This is a genomic window from Anabaena subtropica FACHB-260 (assembly GCF_014697105.1).
GTDB lineage: Bacteria > Cyanobacteriota > Cyanobacteriia > Cyanobacteriales > Nostocaceae > Trichormus > Trichormus subtropicus.
In genome coordinates, this window is record NZ_JACJRF010000002.1 from 187,262 (window position 1) to 204,272 (window position 17,011).

Here is a 17,011-nt window from a genome sequence, read left to right on the forward strand (position 1 = left end):
TTAACCATTGCCCAATTTGGTTAAATGGCAAAAGCCCCAGACTTATTCTAGGAATATTAGGCTGTGATCGGTTGTCCAATAGAATGCACTTTGATTAAACTAGTTGTGCCTGATTTACCAATTGGTACTCCAGAAGTAATTACAACCTTGTCACCTTCATGCACCAAACCCGTTCTGACGGCAGTGTTTATAAGATTTATAAACATTTCCTCCGCATTGTGGACTGGTGGAGTCAGCAACGGTTCCACACCCCAAGAAAGTGCTAACTGATGGTAGGCTGTTTCATCGGGAGTCAAAGCAAAAATGGGTGTACTCGGACGATATTTCGACACAAGTTTTGCTGTACTCCCCGATGTGGTGTTGCAGAGGATCGCTTTTGCACCTGTTTCGTAGGCGATGCGACAAACGGCTTCGGCTACGGATTCGGTAACGCTAAGACTACCCGCTTCATGTGTCCAGCAATGTTTGCTACCCTCTTCTAAGGATTTTTCTGTGGTGATAGCGATATCGTGCATAATCTGGACGGCGGCGATGGGATACTCTCCCACAGCCGTTTCCCCAGAGAGCATGACCGCATCTGTACCATCAAAAATGGAGTTAGCAACGTCGGTAGCTTCGGCGCGGGTGGGGTCGGGGGCGCTAATCATCGACTCTAGCATTTGCGTTGCGGTAATCACGGGCTTACCCGCTTGGTTGCAACGGCGAATGATGTCCTTCTGAATCAGGGGGACTTCATGGATCGGCATTTCTACCCCCAAATCACCACGGGCAATCATAATTGCGTCAGCGACGGCGATGATAGAATCAATTTGCTCAACGGCTTCTGGGCGTTCAATTTTGGCAATCACCCGAATCGTTTTCCCAGCCGCTTCAATCATCCGTTGAGCTGGTTCTAAGTCATAAGGCGATCGCACAAAGGAAACCGCCACCCAATCCACATCCAACTGGATACCAAAACGTAAATCCTGTAAGTCCTTTTCGGTGATGGAACTGACAGGTAAACGAGTCGCTGGGAGGTTAACACCCTTACGAGTAGAAATCACACCACCAATTTTCGCCACAGCCCGAATGTGATCGGCATCGCGATCGGTGACAATCAACTTGACACGACCATCATTAATTAAGATGGGTTCCCCCGGTCTTACCATTGCAAACAAAGTCGGCAAAGGTAAAGGCAATTCATCGAGACTATCACCCTTTTCTTGCAAGACAAAAGTGACTTCCTTGCCAGCCTCTACCATTAACCCTTCCGGCGGTAAAGTTCCCAAGCGAATCTTGGGGCCGCAAAGGTCTTGCATAATAGCGATCGGTCTTTGCTTGTCAGCGCTGATTTGCCGCAAATACTGAGCCGTTTGGGCATGAAAGTCATAAGCCCCATGAGAAAAATTCAACCGCGCTACATTCATCCCAGCTTCTACCAACGCTTCTAACCGTTCTGGTGCAGATGTAGCAGGGCCTACAGTACAGATAATTTTAGTCCGACGCATAGATATTGGGGATAGGGGACTGGAGATTGGGGCGCAAGGGAAATCAAGTCAAAATTCAAAATTAAGAACTCACGTGATGTGCGACTTATTCTTGAAACCCCTCTCCAAACCTCTCCCCTGCGAGGAGAGAGGCTTTAATTATTACTCCCCTTCCCTGCAAGGGAAGGGGTTGGGGGTTAGGTTTGAAAGAAAGTTGTACTCAGCACTTTTGACTCCCCGCTTCCCATTTTCTTAAACAGCAGCCAGTTGTTCTTTTTTTACCATTGACAACATTAGGTCAACTACACGATTGGAGTAGCCCCACTCGTTGTCATACCAAGCAACTACCTTGAAGAAGTTGGAATTTAGCTCAATTCCCGCGCCTGCGTCGAAGATGCTGGAATGAGTATCACCCTGAAAATCTGTGGAAACTACTTCTTCATCGGTGTAACCTAAAACACCTGCTAGTGAACCTTCAGATGCTTGCTTCATTGCTGCACAGATGTCTTTGTAACTGGTGGCTTTGGCAGTCTTGAAGGTCAAATCCACAACGGAAACATCTGGAGTAGGGACGCGGAAAGCCATACCAGTTAACTTACCTTTCAACTCTGGTAAAACCAATGCCACCGCTTTGGCTGCACCTGTGGAAGAGGGAATAATATTTTGGGCTGCACCTCGACCACCGCGCCAGTCTTTCTTGCTGGGGCCGTCTACCGTGGGTTGAGTCGCAGTCATAGCGTGAACTGTGGTCATTAACCCTTCGGTTAGACCAAAGTTGTCATTAATCACCTTAGCGATGGGTGCTAGACAGTTGGTGGTACAGCTAGCATTGGAGACAATCAAATCTTTGCTGGGATCAAATAAATCGTGGTTAACACCAACTAAAAGTGTCCGCACTCTATCTGGGTCTTTGGTAGGGGCAGAAATTACTACACGCTTTGCTCCTGCTTGTAGGTGCTTAGATGCGCCTTCATAGTCGGTAAATAATCCAGTCGATTCTACGACATAATCAGCACCTAATTTTCCCCAAGGTAATTCTGCTGGATTTCTGACTGATACACAGGGAATAAAATGTCCATCGATCACAATACCGTCATCTTTGGCTTCAATTTGGTTTCCTAGCTTACCGTGTGTAGAGTCGTATTTTAAGAGATAAGCAAGGTTATCGGGTGGTACGAGGTCGTTAATTCCCACAAACTCGATGTTAGGGTTATTAATGCCAGCGCGAAGCACAAGTCGCCCGATACGACCAAATCCATTGATGCCAACTTTTAACTTCGTCAAAACTAACCTCCTACATTTTCGTCAAATCAATCTGGGCTTTTACCCTAGCTTTAACAGTGCAAATAGCCAGGGAAATTTTAGTCTGACTGAGCTGATCGTGACAGCCCCAGACGCTTAAAGCCCAATTACTTGGCATCTTTTAAGGTTTGGAGAGTTCATTTTGCTAAGTTGCAAGATCCCCGACTTCTGCAAGAAGTCGGGGATCTGGAGGGGATCTGGATCAAACAAGAAGAAAAAAGACCCCCTTTCTCCCTCATCTCTCCTACCCTCTACTCTCTAATACGGCCATTGCCAGTCACTAATTTCTGGCATATCTTCGCCGTATTTGGAAATGTAGTGTTTGTGTTCGATGAGCTTGTCTTGTAGTTGTTGTTTGACATAAGCTGCTTTGTAGCCTAGTTTTGGTACGCGATCAATTACGTCCATTACTAGATGGAAGCGGTCAAGGTCGTTCAGCACAACCATATCAAAGGGAGTGGTAGTAGTTCCTTCTTCCTTGTAACCGCGTACATGGAGGTTATTGTGGTTGGTTTGACGATATGTTAAGCGATGGATGAGCCAAGGGTAGCCGTGAAAGGCGAAAATGATGGGTTTGTCGGTGGTGAAAATTGTATCGAAGTCTTTGGGACTTAAACCGTGGGGGTGTTCTGTGTTGGGCTGTAATGTCATCAAATCGACAACGTTGACTACCCGCACTTTTAAGTCAGGGAAGTGGCGGCGTAAAATGTCTACAGCTGCCAAGGTTTCTAAGGTGGGAACATCTCCAGCGCAAGCCATGACTACATCTGGTTCACCGCCTTGGTCGTTGCTTGCCCATTCCCAAATACTAATGCCTTTGGTACAGTGCTTAATTGCTGCATCCATATCTAGGAATTGTAGGGCTGGTTGTTTGCCTGCAACAATGACGTTGACATAATTACGGCTTCTTAAACAGTGGTCTGTCACTGATAATAAGGTGTTGGCATCGGGGGGAAGATATACCCGAATAATTTCCGATTTTTTGTTAACTACATGATCAATAAAACCAGGGTCTTGGTGAGAGAAGCCATTGTGGTCTTGTCGCCAAACATGGGAAGTTAACAAGTAGTTGAGAGAGGCTACTGGTCTGCGCCAAGAAATGTGGCGGGTGGTTTTCAACCATTTGGCGTGCTGGTTGAACATGGAGTCGATGATGTGAATAAATGCCTCGTAACAGGAGAAGAAACCGTGACGACCTGTTAGCAGATATCCTTCTAACCATCCTTGACAGCAAGTTTCACTGAGGATTTCCATGACCCGACCACTAGGATCGAGGTGGTCGTCTTCTGGGAGAGTTTCAGCAACCCATGTCCGGTCTGTGACTTCTAGCACTGCGTTGATGCGGTTTGATGCTGTTTCATCAGGGCCGAAGACCCGGAAGTTCCGGCTGTCTAGGTTGAGTTTCATCACATCCCGGAGGAATTTGCCTGTGACTTGGGTAGCTTCGGCAATGATTCTACCTGGTTTGGGAACGTCAACGGCATAGTTTTTAAAGTCTGGCATCACCAGGTCACGCAACAGGATACCGCCGTTGGCGTGGGGATTGTCTCCCATACGCCGATCGCCTTTCGGTGCCAATTCTGCTAATTCTGGTAGAAGTTTGCCGTTAGTGTCGAAGAGTTCTTCTTGTTTGTAACTCTTCATCCACTCTTCCAGGAGTTTCAGGTGTTCTGGATTACCTGATACATTGCCAAAGGGTACTTGGTGCGATCGCCAGTAATCTTCTGTTTTTTTCCCATCTACTTCTTTTGGCCCTGTCCATCCTTTGGGGGTTCTCAGGACGATCATTGGCCACTGGGGACGCTTGGTAAATCCATGTACACGGGCTTCTCTTTGGATACTGTGAATCTCCGCAATCACTGTATCTAAAGTTGCTGCCATTTGTTGATGCACAACTGCGGGATCAGCACCTTCAACGAAGTAAGGTTTATAACCATAGCCGACAAATAAGCTTTCTAATTCTTCGTGGCTTAACCGTGCCAAAACTGTGGGATTGGCAATTTTATACCCATTCAGGTGGAGAATAGGCAATACAGCACCATCATTTACAGGATTAAGAAATTTGTTGGAATGCCAACTGGTAGCTAAGGCACCAGTTTCAGCTTCCCCATCACCAACAACCGCCGCTACAATTAAGTCTGGGTTATCAAAAGCTGCACCAAAGGCATGAACAAGAGCATAACCAAGTTCACCACCTTCATGAATTGAACCAGGGGTTTCCGGTGCAACGTGGCTGGGAATCCCACCAGGGAAGGAGAACTGTTTGAAGAGTTTTTGCATCCCTCCAGCATCTTGGGAGATGTTCGGGTAATACTCGCTGTAAGTACCTTCTAAGTAAGTATTTGCTACTAATCCAGGCCCGCCATGACCAGGCCCGGCAATGTAAATCATACTTTGGTCGTACTTTTTGATAATCCGGTTGAGATGGACGTATATGAAGTTTAGTCCTGGGGTGGTTCCCCAGTGACCTAAAAGACGTGGTTTAACGTGTTCTTTGTTAAGTGGTTCTCTGAGTAAGGGATTGTCGAGTAAATATATTTGTCCAACTGATAAATAGTTGGCTGCACGCCAGTAGGCGTTTATTTTTTGCAATTCTTCATCTTTTAAAGGCTTTATCTGTGGAGGACTTGCTAAAGTCATCTGAATCTCCAATTAAACAATAAATTTGCTGGATTCGTTAGTATGCCAGTCTAGTGTTCTCAGGTATGCGAGTCATCTTACTTATGACGAATGTTTCCACTGGCAGACTGGAACTTTAGGCTTGATTAGCCAATTTCATCCATTTTCGCCAATCTCAATAAAAGTAAAGAAATTCTGTTGCTCGCTCCCCTGAAAGGTTAACAGACTTCACATTGTAGTGAGTAATTTTTAACATTGATTTTATCTAGTGTTAAGAAAATCACATTTGAATTCAAAATACAAATAGTAATGATTAGTATTTTGATATGGGAAAGTAATACTTTTGATAGAAGTAAATGAAATTACAAGCACATCTTTTTCTCTGTGTCTTATACCAATTGGGAAAAAGAAGGCGACAGACACGCATTCCTCAAGTCTTGTTATGCCTGGCGTTTTAATTTTTTATTTTTAATTGGTATTAGTGCTGCTGTGACTCAATATTTTTTACTACTAAAGCAAAGAAACACGAATTATTTTCAAGAAAAGGGCGTAAGTGTTGAAAATACTTACACCCCTAAATTTCTGACTCAAACTCTAGTTGTCATTGCCAATGCGACAGCCCTAAAAAATGCTAAATCTAAAAAACAAAAATTTCTTAAGTTATTGATTTTGCATATTTAGTTTTAACTTTTAAATACTCCTGGTTCTTTCTGGATAGGCAAAACAGTTAAAACATCGGTTTGAGAACAATATTTTAGGTCTTCATGACATTCAAGGCGTAACAAACGTTTGCCGTGACTAGCATGATGGAACAATCCTAATAAATTGTTTTGCCATTGTGAGTAAAGAGCGATCGCACTAATTACTTCATCATTACCAGCTAATTCCTCTGGGGGTAACTGGGATTTTTCGACAACGCTGTGAGCGATCGCTCCTGCACAAGCGGTATCTTCTAAAGAATAACTACCTTCCCAACCTGAGCCGACAATCCAGACTATCTCTGGTTGTTTTTCCAAAAGATATTGGACTACGGTAGCTCGGTTAATAAAAGCAGCTGTCAATACAGTGGCAGAGTCTTGTACCCGTTTTAAAGCACGAGTACCATTAGTAGTACTAATAAACAAGCGTCGTCCCTCCACTAATTCTGGTGTGCAGTCAAGGGGAGAGTTACCCAGATCAAAACCAACGACTTTCCCGCCACCACGTTCTCCGGCTCTGAGCCGTTTTTGTGGAGGCCATGTTTCACTAACTGCAATTAGTTCATCCAAATCGCTGAAGACCTGCACCGCTTCACCGCCAGCAGAAAGGACGGTGGCAATTGTGCTAGTGGCTCGTAGGACATCGACTGCGATCGCGCAGTCTGGAACCTGATCTTTGGGGGTTAATTCCGGAGTATGGTATACAAATAGCTTCACGCGCGGGATACACCTGCTCTAAATACTACTGTCGAGATTACATTCTAATTGGTGTCATTACCCATAATGACAACTGAATTGACCTTATTTCTTATGGTTAGGCAAGATTATTTCTTATTATGGGATTTATGCGATCGCTGACTAACTTAAAGATAATCCAGAAAAAGACAGGGAGTTGAGGAGCAAGGGATAATAATAACTGACAACTGACAACTGACAACTGACAACTGACAACTGGCAACTGACAACTGGCAACTGACAACTGACAACTGGCAACTGGCAACTAATATGGCTCCTTTACCCGACTATCGTCCTAAACAAATGTCTGTAGGCCCTCTGGAAGCAGAAATCTTAAATATTGTCTGGGAAGTGGGTTCAGCTACAGTTAAAGATGTCCACGATCGCATTCTGGCTGACCCTAACCGCGAATTAGCTTACACCTCTGTAACTACTGTTTTGCGTCGCCTCACAGACAAAGGTTGGTTGGCTTGTGATAAAAAAGGACGGGCGTTTTACTGGCGACCATTACTTTCTCAGCAACAAGCACAGGTCATTAAAGCCCACGATCAATTGCATCGCTTTTTGGCAGTGGGCAACCCTGATGTAGTGGCAGCCTTTGCTGATAGTCTTGATGAAGCAGCCAGCGAACAAATAGAAGCGATCGCCAAACGCATTCAAGCTGCACGCCAAGCCAGGGAGGAACAATAATGCACTTGCTGATGATTTTGACTGTTTTGGCAGTTTCGTGGATTTTCAGAAGTTCTGGGACTAATCCCCAAGGTAATTGGGATGCACGGTGGCAAAGAGCTTTGTTTTTCTTTCTCTTTCCACCTTTGTTAATTTTGATGACGGCGATCGCTCTTTTGTGTATGGGGCCGCAAGGCAAAATGGGAGGAGTATACACAGGTTGGTTGAGCTACGCACTAGCATTAATTTTTCTGGGAATTTTCTCTTTTTTGTGCGTCAAACTGGCTATACAAGGCTGGCGATCGCTACAATCTGCCCGCCATTGCCCTTTAGTTAATTTTGAGGGTAAACAAGTCAGATTACTCAGCACAGAAGCACTATTTGCCGGTCAAATTGGTTTTTGGCAACCTGAATTAGTAGTCAGCCAAGGATTACTACAAACACTGTCCCCAAACCACGTAGAAAGCGTTTTAGCCCATGAGCAAGGACATTTCCATTATAGGGATACATTTTGGTTTTTCTGGCTCGGTTGGGTGCGTTCTTGCACTGCTTGGCTGCCCAATACAGATGCTTTGTGGCAAGAACTTTTAGTATTGCGCGAACTCCGTGCTGACAGTTACGCCGCATCCCAAGTAGATCCCTTGTTGTTAGCAGAATCACTCTTATTAGTAGTAAGTAATGCTTCTGTATTCTCACAATCAGAAATTTGCTGTGCTGCTTTGGGTGATGGTGTAGGCGATCGCTTAGAACAGAGAATAGAAGCCCTACTAGCACCACCAAACCAAACCTCAGACGCTGATTTACTGTCTTGGCATGGTTTCCTGTTGGCACTTCTGCCGTTACTAACTGTGATATTTCACACCTAAGTGAAAAAGCAGGGGAGCAGGGAGCAGGGAGCAGGGAACGTAGAGAAGCAAGGGGGCTTTTGCCCACAATTCGGCTTTGTTTCTACCTTTTCCCCTGCTTCTTGTCAATCAATTTAATTTAAATCATTGCCAATCATTTTTTGTAGGGTGTGTTGTCCTATAGCGCAACGCACCATTCGATATTTTCGGTGCATTAGGACTTAGATGACATCTTTAAAAGTTTAAAATATCTATTGATTCCTCTATCTCTAACTCTAAAATTCTTTCTTTTGTATCTTGAAGTTCTTCTAATTGACCTTCTTTACGATATATATCTGCTGCTTTTTGAAAGTCTTCAATTGCTGCTTGCTTATATTTGATGGCGGCACGAACATTACCACGGTTGTAATAAGCATCGGCATAATTAGAATTAATTTGTATTGCCTGAGTATAATCTTCAATCGCGCTCTCTTCATCCCCTAAATCATAACGAGCGTTACCACGGTTATAGTAGGTATCCGCAGCGTGGGGATTAATTTGTATTGCCTGGGTGTAATCTTCAATTGCTCCTGCATAATCACCAATATCTGCACGAGCATTACCACGATTTTTGTAAGCATTGGCATCGTTGGGATTAATCTTAATTGCTTGAGTAAATCCTGGTTGTATGCCTAATAAATAACGAGAAATTCCTCGATTTTTATATGTATCTGCATACTGAGGATTAATTTTGATAGCCTGGGTATAATCTTCAATTGCTCCTTGATTATCTCCTAAATGAGAACGTGCTTCTGCACGGTTTTTATAAACAACAGCAGCATGAGGATTAATTCTAATTGCCTGAGTATAATCTGCAATGGCGGCTTCATAAGCTGCTATTTGAGATAAAGCTAAACCGCGTTTATGATATGATTTAGCATCATGAAAGTTAATATTTATAGCTTGGGAATAATCGGCGATCGCTGCCTCATAATCTCCCAACTGATAATAAGCTAAACCCCGTTTATAATATAGTTCAGCATCACTCGAAGTTAGTTTTAATGCTTGGTTATAATTATCAATAGATGCAGTATATTCTCCTTGGGTAAAACATTGATCACCCAGTTTTGTATAATCTAAATTTATCTCTTCTTCTCGTCTATCAGGTAAAACATTTTTAATGTCAGTAAATAAAGCTGATTTGATTGAATTATGTTTATTTATCTTAGATGATAATTCTTGCTGAGACTGATATTGATAAATTGGTGGTGTTTGTCTGAAACGATGATAATTTACGGAAGCTTGCAACTGTTCCAAGTATCCCCATAAACCACCACCATAAAGTAATTGCTCTATCCCAAATGAGATTTTACCTGTCTTCAATTTAATCATTTGAGTAGGCAAAAAGCCAGCTAATAATAGATGATATGCCGCTTGTGCTTCGTTAACATCTTCCTTGATAAAAATGCAAACTATCACTGCATTTTTTTCGACTTCTTCGGCACTAACTGACCATCTCACTCGATCAATACTACCGTGACGCGATTTAACTTCAATGCCAATAGCCGGGTTAGCAGTTAAAGTAAAATCTATCTTGCCATCACCACCAAGTCGCTTCTCATAATCTACTTCAGTAATCAAATCAGCTAAACGTTCTTTAACAACCTCCTCACCCAATTTACCCTTGAGGTAGCTAATAAAAACGTCACGGACTGGTGAAACCCGCTTGTATTTTTCAGCCATCAGCCAGCAAAAGTCTCGTAGTGTTGTTAATCTTTCGCCAGAGATAACCGTTAATTCGCTATATTGACCTTCTATTTCGCAATGCAGCAGACAACCAGATGATAACCTTTTAATAAAATCAGACTGTAGCGATCGCAGTAGCGTAATCCAGTCCATTTATAGTTCTGCGAGTTTTTTGGTGAGGTTACTTTATTTTATACCGAGTTGCCTTATATATTCCGCAGGTTCAAACTTAAATTATTCTAACTCTTGTGGAGTGGGCATCCTTGCTCATCCGAATATTTAATTTAGATCAGTTTCAGCTTACCAGCTTCTTTGAGCTACCTCAGAGACAGCATCATAAATTTCTGGCAAATTGAGGGTATAACAAATTCAGAGGGTCACAGAGATGACCAGTACAAACCTCAATCTCCAAAACGCTTCTGGACACCAAATTCTAGCAGCAGCAGGCAAGAAATATCTACGCCCCGGTGGACGAATAGCTACAGAAAAATTATGCGAGTGGGCAAATTTTCATCCTCATGAAACAGTTTTAGAGTTAGCTTCTAGCTTCGGTTACAGTGCGATATCCCTTGCTCAACGCTACCATGTGAAAGTAGTAGGCGTAGAAAAAAATCCTGATAGTGTAGTTCGTGCGCGTGAGAATGTCCGTGCGGCTGGGTTAGAAAATCAAATTGAAATCATTGAAGGTGATATTTTTCATCTGGATGAAATATCAGGAAAGTTTGATTATGTTTTAGCTGAAGCCATTCTCACAATGCAGTCTCCATCAGGAAAAGCCAAGCTTTTGGCGGAAATTCACAATCGACTCAAACCGGGGGGTAAGTTTCTCTCCCATGAACTATTAGCTAATGACAAAGAAGAACAAATTCGTGCTGATTTAGCAACAGTAATTCGAGTAAATTCTACACCACTTTCAGAAGTCAACTGGATTGCAGCTTGTGAAACAGCAGGATTAAAAGTACAGAAACATCAAATCGGCTCGATGAATTTATTAAACTTATGGCGGATGTTTCAAGATGAAGGTGTTTTCAACACCATGCAGATTTTAGTGAATATTTTGATGCAGAAATCTATTCGTCAACGGGTTTTAGCAATGCGCCATATATTTAACAAATACCGCCATGAATTAGGCTATATCATTCTGTATGCTATTGCTCAACAAGACTAGATTTGTTATTAATTCTTCTCGTAATTACTGCCGATAACTGCACCAACAAATTTACAGAATAATCGGAATTTATCAACCATGTCCAACCAAACAATAAACAACCAATCTCTTGTCATCCAACTACGAGAACAAATTGAATATCCCCGTGCTGGAGTTAAGAGTCAAGTCATCTTTCAAGATAAAGTTTGCCAATACACTCTGTTTTGTCTGGCAGCTACAACAGAGATTTCCGAGCATACTTCCACTCGTAACGCCACTATTCATGTTTTAGAAGGCAAAGGAATCCTGAATTTATCAGGTCAAGATATTACTCTTGTTCCTGGTGTTTTCATCTTGATATCGGCTAATGCACCCCATGCTTTAAAGGCTGAAGAAAATTTAACTTTTCTGCTCACACTTTCTGAAAAAAATACAGATAAATAATCAATAATACTTGGGAGTTTTTTACAATGTCATCTTTGTATTCCACCTTCACTCAACACTTAAATATTACCTCTGTTCAATTAGAACTTATCCTTTCAAAAACACTCAATGAGGTTCTCAATTCACCGATTTTACAACAAGAATTAAATAGTTTAGATATCGATTTACTCAAAGAAACCTTACCCACAGCCGGAGCAGTTTTAGCTAAGGAACTACCACCTTTTTACAACTGGTTAAAAAATGAGTTAGGAATCAAGCGGGTTCCTGATAGTCCAGACCATACAACAAAATGGGTAGTTGGTTTTGTGAATAATCAGGAAAGTCTCACTCATTTAGTTGAGTTACACCGTCCCGTTCCTCGTCCCGCGTTAGAAGCTTCTGTTCCTCGCTTAGTAGGAGTGTTCGCAGGTGTGGAAGATAAGCAAATCAGACAAGAATGGCAAAAAGCCGTTGCAGCATTGTGTTTAATTCTAGTTGTCGCATCTCGTGAACAAGATAGATTAAATGGAGTAACTTTATTAGCCTCCTGAACACTGTCAAACTTCTTCGATATTCCCAGACGCGATCGCATCTAATTTCTCACTATCCAATATAATAATTTTGCCGCCTCGACTATACGCAACGACTGGATTTAGCCTTTTAATTAACCGCACGCATTCTTCATAAGTAATACCAATGCTGCGAGCCATCCGATAGTAAGATAACTTGATTTTTAAAATCTTACCTTGTGAACTGGCTTCAGTTCCCGATTCAGTAGCAAAATATTGAATTAATCTAGCCAGGCGAACAATTGCTCTTTCCGAAACTAACCCATGCACTGTTTCATGCAATTGTTGAATCCGAGTATTAAAAACCATCAACATTCGTAAGGCAATTTCTGGATTATTTTGGATGGCTTTTAATAAAGCATCACGTTGGACGGTGAGAATTTCACAATCAGATTCAGCCGTCACAGTTGCAGGTGAAATGCCATTTCCTAATAAAGCAGGGGCGGCAAAAATTTCCCCAGTGTTCAATCCCCGCAAAATAGTTTCTTTTCCCGTGTTTGCTGTTTTGGTAACTTGAATTGAGCCACTGACTACAGCATATAACTTAGCAGACAGGCGATCGCCTTCATGCAGAATAATCTCTCCTTTACTGTAGCTTTGCACCTGGGTGTGAGGTTGCAAATTTGCTTTGTCTGAGGTTTCTAAACCCCCAAACACAATAATCTGTGAAAGCTGTTCTAGGGAGGCCTGCATAATTAGCGTGATCTGAAAACGCCAAACGATGGTAAATTCAAGGTTTCGCTCCTTCTATACTACCTGGACAACACCGAAAGAGCGATCGCACTTAGCGTAGCGTTGCTTAGAAAGGCGAGTGAAGAGTGGGAGCATAAGCTCTTACTTAGTGGAGAGCAAATATTATCTTTTCCCCATGCCCCCTGCTCCCTGCTCCCTGCTCCCTGCTCCCCTGCTTCTTCTTAACTTGATGCAGAATTAGCCGCTTCCTCAGCTTTCGCCGCCGCCGGACTTCCACCCATGCGAATTTCCGAAGTAAAAGAAGCCATACTAAAGCCACCAAACCGCTTGAGGACACTGACGCGCATCCGTAAATTGGGACTAGCAAACCATAAGCGTTCTTCAGACCACATGGTTTCATACTCTGTGGTGAGAGTTAAAGCCCCATCGTCACCCATCTTGTAACGTCCAGCTACAGGAGCTTTTTCGGCATAACCCATTTCTCGTAGTAGTCTACCTTCGCTGGGATTATCTGTATCTGGTACAGTGGCTAATACTGTAGAACCTGTGTGTTTTTCTTCATCCCATTCCATTGTGCCGTTCCAAGTGACTCTCGCACCACAGGAAGCAGCACTAGCAGGAATTTCGTACAATTCGCACAACTTGATGACCTCTGGATGATCTGCTGCTAGTGACTCAATCACCAGATCAGATTTGCCGTCTTCAGATTGCTTAAAAGCTAAATGATGACTGGTACGATGAGAAAACCATTTGCCTGCACTCAATTCAAAAAATTCTTCAATATTCATGAATGAAATTACCTGAGTCTAAATTCTAAAAATCCCACTTATTATTATTAAAAGCTAATATGGGGCTTGATATTAAGCTTGATTATCCATTTCTTCAAGTCTCTTAAGACCAATCCTCGCGGCTTCGGCAACATTAGGATGACTATCTTTTTCTAAGTATTTTAAAGCTGATACGCTCTTGGGAGTGGGAAGATTGCCTAAGGATTCTGCTAGGCGTTGCCGTACTAACCAATCGTCTGATTGAGCAAAGCGGAGAATACTATCGACAGATTCAATGTCTCTAATTTCTCCTAAAGCAGAGATAGCAGCTTGTTGAATAACTCCTTCTTTGCTGTCTAACGCCTGCATGAGTACTTGATGGGCGCGTGGATCTTTAAGATTACCAAGGGAAACAGCCGCACTAAAACGTACTAACCAGTCTGTGTCTTCATAAAAGGCTCGTGATAGAACTTCAAAAGCTCTAATATCACCCAGATATCCCAATGCTCCAGCCGCATCAGCCCGAATCCCATAGTCTGGGTCATTTTCCAGAATAGTTGCCAAAATTGGGTAACATTCTGCTGTTTGTTTGATGCCTAAAGCAAATATTGCCATCGATCGCAGCTGCAAAGATTCGTCATCCAATACCTTTTTAATTAGAGGTACAGCATCCTCAGCAGGGATATTTCGCAAATTGGCCAGGGCTACCATGCGATCGCGCAAATCTGGACTTTCTAACTGAGTAGAAATTTCCTGCAATTGTGAAATAGTCATTTGTCAACGCATTCTTAATGTATCTTTACTTTACTTTACCTGATGTCTCATGTTGGTTTGTGAGGTATTCAGGAATTAGGGTAGAGTGTTTTCCACCTGAATAGAGTTTTATGTATTTGTTTTAGCATTGAGAATTAACAGTATTAAGAGTCAGTTGTGTCTCAGGTATGACGAGAAGCCTTGAGTGAGGAACGTAGGTTAGAGGGACAAACCGAAGTTCAGGAGAAGAACAATGGTTCAACTAAGCGAACGTCCAGGGACTGCCAGAATCAACAACTTCCAAGAAAAGTTTATCTACGAAGTTTGTGCGATTTATGATGCAGAACATCGCTTCTGGGAAGCCCAGCAGACAATGTTGCAGTGTTGCCAAAATAATCAACTCAAGTCTTTGATTGAAACTCACATTCGGGAAACAGAACAACAAATTCAGAATCTAGAACAGGTATTCAATGCTTTAGGACAGCAACCAAGGCGGGTTACTTGTGATGCTGCGGCTGGTCTTGTAAGTGACGGTCAAAAATTAATGCTGTTAGCTTCTGAGAACCAACAAATTCTCAACTTGGGATTGGCTGGTGGTCAAGCTAAGGTGGAACAGTTAGAAATCGCCTGCTACCGTGGTTTGATTAAAGCTGCCCAACAAATGGGACAGGATCAAATCGTACAATTGCTACAACAAAACTTGCAACAGGAAGAACAAACAGCCCAAAAACTAGAGCAGCATTTACCGCAGTTAATGCAAGAAGCTCAATCAGCAGGTGGTTCAAAATCCGGTAAGTCTCGCTAGTGAGTTCCTGAAAGCTTGATCAACCTCAGTTAAACGGATTGAAAACCCCTTTCCATAGAGCGAGGCGCTTCTCGTAGAGTACCTCACTCCCCATGACGGCTACGGTGTACACACAAGTCTGTAAACCTTGTTCCATAACGTTTTGATCCCCCCTAACCCACGCCAGTCGCTCCACTTGGGGAGACCCCAAGACCGCGCTGGCTCCCCTTAAAAAAGGGGGGAACTAGAATCAAAGTCCCCCTTTTGAAGGGAAGCCACTGCGTTGGGCGGGTTTCCCGACTTGTAGCAAGTGGCGTGGATTTAGGGGGATCAAACCACATTCTGAACCCAGCACAAAGATGTGTGTACACCGTAGCCCCATGTCAGGGAGAGGCTTTGAACCCTCCCTGCTCTATAAGTATTAAGTTAGCAATAATACTGTTCAAACATCCTCTTACACCCAAATCTTGACTACGCGACCTAGCAATTCTTGCCCTAACCAAGATGTATTGCTAGAAAGTGTACAAAGATTTTTCTTTTCAACTCTCCAGCTTTTTTGGGGGTCAAATAAAGTTAGTTCTGCCTTGTGATCAGGAGCAAGCACACTAACTTTTTGTTGTATGCACTCAGCCGGACGACTACTCAAAGCCTGCCATAATTCTAAAGCTGTAAATTCTCCAGTTTCTACAAGATGCTGCCAGAGTAAGGGTAAGGCTAACTCGAAACCGATCGCTCCTGGTGGTGCTTCCGCGAAGGCTTGGACTTTTTCTTCGTAGGTATAGGGTGCATGATCAATAGCGATCGCATCTATCACTCCTGTGCGGACTCCCTCCCGTAATGCTTTGACATCACTGGAATTACCCAAAGGCGGATCTAAACGGAGGCTAGTGTGATAGTTTTTAACTGCTTTGGTATCTAGCAATAAGTGTAGCCAAGTAGTGCTGGCGGTGATGGGCAAACCATTAGCCTTGGCAGTGGCTATAAGTTCCACACTGCGGGCTGTAGACACACGCATGATGTGTACTTGAGTATTACCTGTAGCTGCAACTAACTCGAGTAAAGCAGCGATCGCGGTTGTTTCTGCACTAGCGGGGACGGGAGGTAAACCAAAGCGAATGGCGTTTGCACCTTCTCTCATTACACCATTAGACATGAGTTGGCGATCGCATGGCCAAAATGCCAGGGGTTTTGCCAATGGTTGGACATATTCCAACACTCGCCGCATCAGGTTGAAATTGTCTAAAGGTAGCCCATCAGTAAAACCAACAACACCCGCCGCCGCTAAATCTGCCAATTCTGTCATCTGTTTACCAGCCACATCCAGGGTGATAGCACCCCAAATATGGAGCAGGGGGAGAGGAGACAAAAAAGAATGGCTTTCTTCTCCCCTGTTCCCTACCCCCTTTACCTTCTTCTGCAACTGTGCCACAAGCGCCGGCTGATCAATCGCCGGGGATGTATCGGGTAAAATGCTGACTCTGGTAAAACCACCAGCCGCCGCCGCTTGCAAGAAAGATGAAAGTGTTTCTCGCTCTTCAAATCCAGGCTCTCCAGAGTGGCTATATAAATCCACTAAACCAGGCCCAAGAACTAATCCCTGACAATCTCTGATTTGAGTATCAGGACTGATATCAGAAATATCTGGGACATTGGCCTTTAGCCCACCGTCGGTTTTCCCTTGGATTATACCGTCAGCAATTAACACATCTGTGATAGTGTCAATTCCCGAAACCGGGTCAATTACCCTTACTTGTTGCAGAAGTTCAGTTGTCATGTAACCTATCAGCGCTGGGACTGCTCGTCTATTGTGATTTAT

Annotated in this window: 16 protein-coding genes; 7 read left to right on the forward strand and 9 right to left on the reverse strand. The window is 43.2% G+C overall.

Annotated features, from left to right (window positions below; translation table 11 throughout):
• Nucleotides 1-56 precede the first annotated feature (56 nt).
• The 3 genes from pyk to H6G18_RS02105 all read right to left on the reverse strand — a co-directional run bounded on the left by pyk (nt 57) and on the right by H6G18_RS02105 (nt 5,408).
• Nucleotides 57-1,487 carry a pyruvate kinase gene (pyk, locus tag H6G18_RS02095; protein ID WP_190405418.1) on the reverse strand — a complete coding sequence of 477 codons (1,431 nt, stop codon included), beginning with the start codon at nt 1,485-1,487 and terminating at the stop codon, nt 57-59.
• A gap of 231 nt (nt 1,488-1,718) precedes the next feature.
• On the reverse strand, nt 1,719-2,750 hold the full coding sequence (gene gap / locus H6G18_RS02100) for a type I glyceraldehyde-3-phosphate dehydrogenase (RefSeq protein ID WP_190405419.1): 1,032 nt from the start codon (nt 2,748-2,750) through the stop codon (nt 1,719-1,721).
• Nucleotides 2,751-3,026: 276 nt separating this feature from the next.
• The gene (locus tag H6G18_RS02105) at nt 3,027-5,408 is read right to left on the reverse strand and encodes a phosphoketolase family protein (protein ID WP_190405420.1); all 2,382 of its coding nucleotides are present in this window, start codon (nt 5,406-5,408) and stop codon (nt 3,027-3,029) included.
• A 363-nt stretch (nt 5,409-5,771) separates the two neighbouring features.
• On the opposite strand from H6G18_RS02105, the gene H6G18_RS02110 reads away from it, so the two are divergent.
• Nucleotides 5,772-6,068, forward strand: a complete 297-nt coding sequence (locus H6G18_RS02110) for a hypothetical protein (protein ID WP_190405421.1) — start codon at nt 5,772-5,774, stop codon at nt 6,066-6,068.
• A 2-nt stretch (nt 6,069-6,070) separates the two neighbouring features.
• Here the strand turns inward: H6G18_RS02110 and H6G18_RS02115 are convergent, their stop codons facing one another.
• Complete coding sequence (locus tag H6G18_RS02115; RefSeq protein ID WP_190405422.1) at nt 6,071-6,802, reverse strand: 2-phosphosulfolactate phosphatase family protein; 732 nt, start codon at nt 6,800-6,802, stop codon at nt 6,071-6,073.
• 288 nt (nt 6,803-7,090) lie between these two features.
• Between H6G18_RS02115 and H6G18_RS02120 the strand changes: the two genes are divergently transcribed.
• A complete protein-coding gene (locus tag H6G18_RS02120) occupies nt 7,091-7,510 on the forward strand; it encodes a BlaI/MecI/CopY family transcriptional regulator (protein WP_190405423.1) in 420 nt (139 codons plus the stop codon).
• Nucleotides 7,510-8,355 (forward strand): M56 family metallopeptidase, encoded by an 846-nt coding sequence (locus H6G18_RS02125; RefSeq protein WP_190405424.1) that lies wholly within the window; start codon nt 7,510-7,512, stop codon nt 8,353-8,355. The genes H6G18_RS02120 and H6G18_RS02125 overlap by 1 nt, the downstream gene beginning before the upstream one ends.
• 213 nt (nt 8,356-8,568) lie before the next feature.
• Here H6G18_RS02125 and H6G18_RS02130 read toward each other — a convergent pair whose 3' ends face one another.
• Nucleotides 8,569-10,212 (reverse strand): tetratricopeptide repeat protein, encoded by a 1,644-nt coding sequence (locus H6G18_RS02130; protein ID WP_190405425.1) that lies wholly within the window; start codon nt 10,210-10,212, stop codon nt 8,569-8,571.
• Nucleotides 10,213-10,444: 232 nt separating this feature from the next.
• On the opposite strand from H6G18_RS02130, the gene H6G18_RS02135 reads away from it, so the two are divergent.
• The 3 genes from H6G18_RS02135 (at nt 10,445) to H6G18_RS02145 (ending at nt 12,180) form a co-directional block, all read left to right on the forward strand.
• The gene (locus H6G18_RS02135; RefSeq protein WP_190405426.1) at nt 10,445-11,227 is read left to right on the forward strand and encodes an SAM-dependent methyltransferase; all 783 of its coding nucleotides are present in this window, start codon (nt 10,445-10,447) and stop codon (nt 11,225-11,227) included.
• 78 nt (nt 11,228-11,305) lie between these two features.
• On the forward strand, nt 11,306-11,650 hold the full coding sequence (locus H6G18_RS02140; protein WP_190405427.1) for a cupin domain-containing protein: 345 nt from the start codon (nt 11,306-11,308) through the stop codon (nt 11,648-11,650).
• Between the two features lie 26 nt (nt 11,651-11,676).
• Complete coding sequence (locus tag H6G18_RS02145; RefSeq protein ID WP_190405428.1) at nt 11,677-12,180, forward strand: hypothetical protein; 504 nt, start codon at nt 11,677-11,679, stop codon at nt 12,178-12,180.
• Nucleotides 12,181-12,186: 6 nt separating this feature from the next.
• Here H6G18_RS02145 and H6G18_RS02150 read toward each other — a convergent pair whose 3' ends face one another.
• From H6G18_RS02150 to H6G18_RS02160, 3 genes are all read right to left on the reverse strand, one after another.
• A complete protein-coding gene (locus H6G18_RS02150; protein ID WP_190405429.1) occupies nt 12,187-12,891 on the reverse strand; it encodes a Crp/Fnr family transcriptional regulator in 705 nt (234 codons plus the stop codon).
• A gap of 221 nt (nt 12,892-13,112) precedes the next feature.
• Nucleotides 13,113-13,679, reverse strand: coding sequence for a phycobiliprotein lyase (locus tag H6G18_RS02155; RefSeq protein WP_190405430.1), 567 nt, complete (start codon nt 13,677-13,679; stop codon nt 13,113-13,115).
• Between the two features lie 72 nt (nt 13,680-13,751).
• Nucleotides 13,752-14,432 carry a HEAT repeat domain-containing protein gene (locus tag H6G18_RS02160; RefSeq protein WP_190405431.1) on the reverse strand — a complete coding sequence of 227 codons (681 nt, stop codon included), beginning with the start codon at nt 14,430-14,432 and terminating at the stop codon, nt 13,752-13,754.
• Nucleotides 14,433-14,664: 232 nt separating this feature from the next.
• Here H6G18_RS02160 and H6G18_RS02165 point away from each other — a divergent pair, with 232 nt between their 5' ends.
• Entirely contained in the window at nt 14,665-15,216 is a 552-nt protein-coding gene (locus tag H6G18_RS02165) for a ferritin-like domain-containing protein (protein WP_190405432.1), read from the forward strand.
• 433 nt (nt 15,217-15,649) lie between these two features.
• Here H6G18_RS02165 and H6G18_RS02170 read toward each other — a convergent pair whose 3' ends face one another.
• A complete protein-coding gene (locus tag H6G18_RS02170; protein WP_190405433.1) occupies nt 15,650-16,969 on the reverse strand; it encodes a dihydroorotase in 1,320 nt (439 codons plus the stop codon).
• Nucleotides 16,970-17,011: the final 42 nt, after the last annotated feature.

What these genes read in the sequence shown, in the direction of transcription:
- H6G18_RS02120 (WP_190405423.1), top strand. Translation starts at nt 7,091, where the DNA reads ATGGCTCCTTTACCCGACTATCGTCCTAAACAAATGTCTGTAGGCCCT.
- H6G18_RS02170 (WP_190405433.1), bottom strand. Translation starts at nt 16,969, where the DNA reads ATGACAACTGAACTTCTGCAACAAGTAAGGGTAATTGACCCGGTTTCG.
- pyk (WP_190405418.1), bottom strand. Translation starts at nt 1,487, where the DNA reads ATGCGTCGGACTAAAATTATCTGTACTGTAGGCCCTGCTACATCTGCA.
- H6G18_RS02135 (WP_190405426.1), top strand. Translation starts at nt 10,445, where the DNA reads ATGACCAGTACAAACCTCAATCTCCAAAACGCTTCTGGACACCAAATT.
- H6G18_RS02145 (WP_190405428.1), top strand. Translation starts at nt 11,677, where the DNA reads ATGTCATCTTTGTATTCCACCTTCACTCAACACTTAAATATTACCTCT.
- H6G18_RS02155 (WP_190405430.1), bottom strand. Translation starts at nt 13,679, where the DNA reads ATGAATATTGAAGAATTTTTTGAATTGAGTGCAGGCAAATGGTTTTCT.
- H6G18_RS02105 (WP_190405420.1), bottom strand. Translation starts at nt 5,408, where the DNA reads ATGACTTTAGCAAGTCCTCCACAGATAAAGCCTTTAAAAGATGAAGAA.
- H6G18_RS02160 (WP_190405431.1), bottom strand. Translation starts at nt 14,432, where the DNA reads ATGACTATTTCACAATTGCAGGAAATTTCTACTCAGTTAGAAAGTCCA.
- H6G18_RS02140 (WP_190405427.1), top strand. Translation starts at nt 11,306, where the DNA reads ATGTCCAACCAAACAATAAACAACCAATCTCTTGTCATCCAACTACGA.
- H6G18_RS02165 (WP_190405432.1), top strand. Translation starts at nt 14,665, where the DNA reads ATGGTTCAACTAAGCGAACGTCCAGGGACTGCCAGAATCAACAACTTC.
- H6G18_RS02150 (WP_190405429.1), bottom strand. Translation starts at nt 12,891, where the DNA reads ATGCAGGCCTCCCTAGAACAGCTTTCACAGATTATTGTGTTTGGGGGT.
- H6G18_RS02130 (WP_190405425.1), bottom strand. Translation starts at nt 10,212, where the DNA reads ATGGACTGGATTACGCTACTGCGATCGCTACAGTCTGATTTTATTAAA.
- H6G18_RS02125 (WP_190405424.1), top strand. Translation starts at nt 7,510, where the DNA reads ATGCACTTGCTGATGATTTTGACTGTTTTGGCAGTTTCGTGGATTTTC.